Source organism: Nocardia takedensis NBRC 100417 (assembly GCF_000308695.1).
In the GTDB taxonomy this organism is placed as follows: Bacteria; Actinomycetota; Actinomycetes; order Mycobacteriales; family Mycobacteriaceae; genus Nocardia; species Nocardia takedensis.
On record NZ_BAGG01000187.1, the window covers coordinates 1 to 1,026 of the forward strand.

The following is a 1,026-nucleotide window of genomic DNA, read 5'->3' on the forward strand; positions in this document are numbered from 1 at the left end:
TGCGTTCGTTGCGTTCGCGGTTGGCTGTGGTGGAGGGTGGTTTGTGTGAGCCGGTGGCGGTGGTGGGGATGGGGTGTCGTTTTCCGGGTGGGGTGATGGGTCCGGGTGATTTGTGGGATGTGGTGGTGTCGGGGCGGGATGTGGTGTCGGGGTTTCCTGGTGATCGTGGGTGGGATGTGGAGGGGGTGTTCGATCCTCGGGTGGGGGTGGCGGGTAAGTCGTATGTGCGTGAGGGTGGGTTTGTTGAGGGGGTGGCTGATTTCGATGCGGGGTTTTTCGGGATCAGTCCGCGTGAGGCGGCGGCGATGGATCCGCAGCAGCGGTTGTTGTTGGAGGTGTCGTGGGAGGCGTTGGAGTTCGGGGGGTTTGATCCGCGGTCGTTGCGGGGGTCGGTGACGGGGGTTTATACGGGGATCGCGGGTGCGGATTACGCGGCGCGGTTCGGTGGGCGGGCTCCGGTGGGGTTCGAGGGTTTCGTGGGGGAGGGTAATGCGTTGAGTGTGGCGTCGGGGCGGGTGGCGTATGTGTTGGGGTTGGAGGGGCCTGCGGTGTCGGTGGATACGGCGTGTTCGTCGTCGTTGGTGGCGTTGCACATGGCGGTGGCGGGGTTGCGGTCGGGGGAGTGTTCGTTGGCGTTGGTGGGTGGGGTGACGGTGTGGTCGTCGATGGCGATGTTCGTGGAGTTCTCGCAGATGCGGGGGTTGTCGGCGGATGGTCGGTGCAAGGCGTTCGGGGCGGGGGCGGATGGTTTCGGTCCGGCGGAGGGTGTGGCGGTGTTGGTGGTGGAGCGGTTGTCGGATGCGTTGCGGTTGGGGCATCGGGTGTTGGGGGTGGTGCGTGGTTCGGCGGTGAATCAGGACGGGGCGTCGAATGGTTTGACGGCGCCGAGTGGTCCGGCGCAGCAGCGGGTGATTCGTCGGGCGTGGGCGAATGCGGGGGTTTCGGGTGGGGATGTGGATGTGGTGGAGGCGCATGGGACGGGGACGCCGTTGGGTGATCCGATCGAGGCGCAGGCGTTGATGGCGA

General features: G+C 66.3%; 1 protein-coding gene. It reads left to right on the forward strand.

From position 1 onward, the window contains the following. Positions 1–8: 8 nt before the first annotated feature. Positions 9–1,026, forward strand: a 1,018-nt coding sequence (locus ON30_RS27865) for a beta-ketoacyl synthase N-terminal-like domain-containing protein (protein ID WP_373282643.1), incomplete at its 3' end; no start/stop codon positions are given.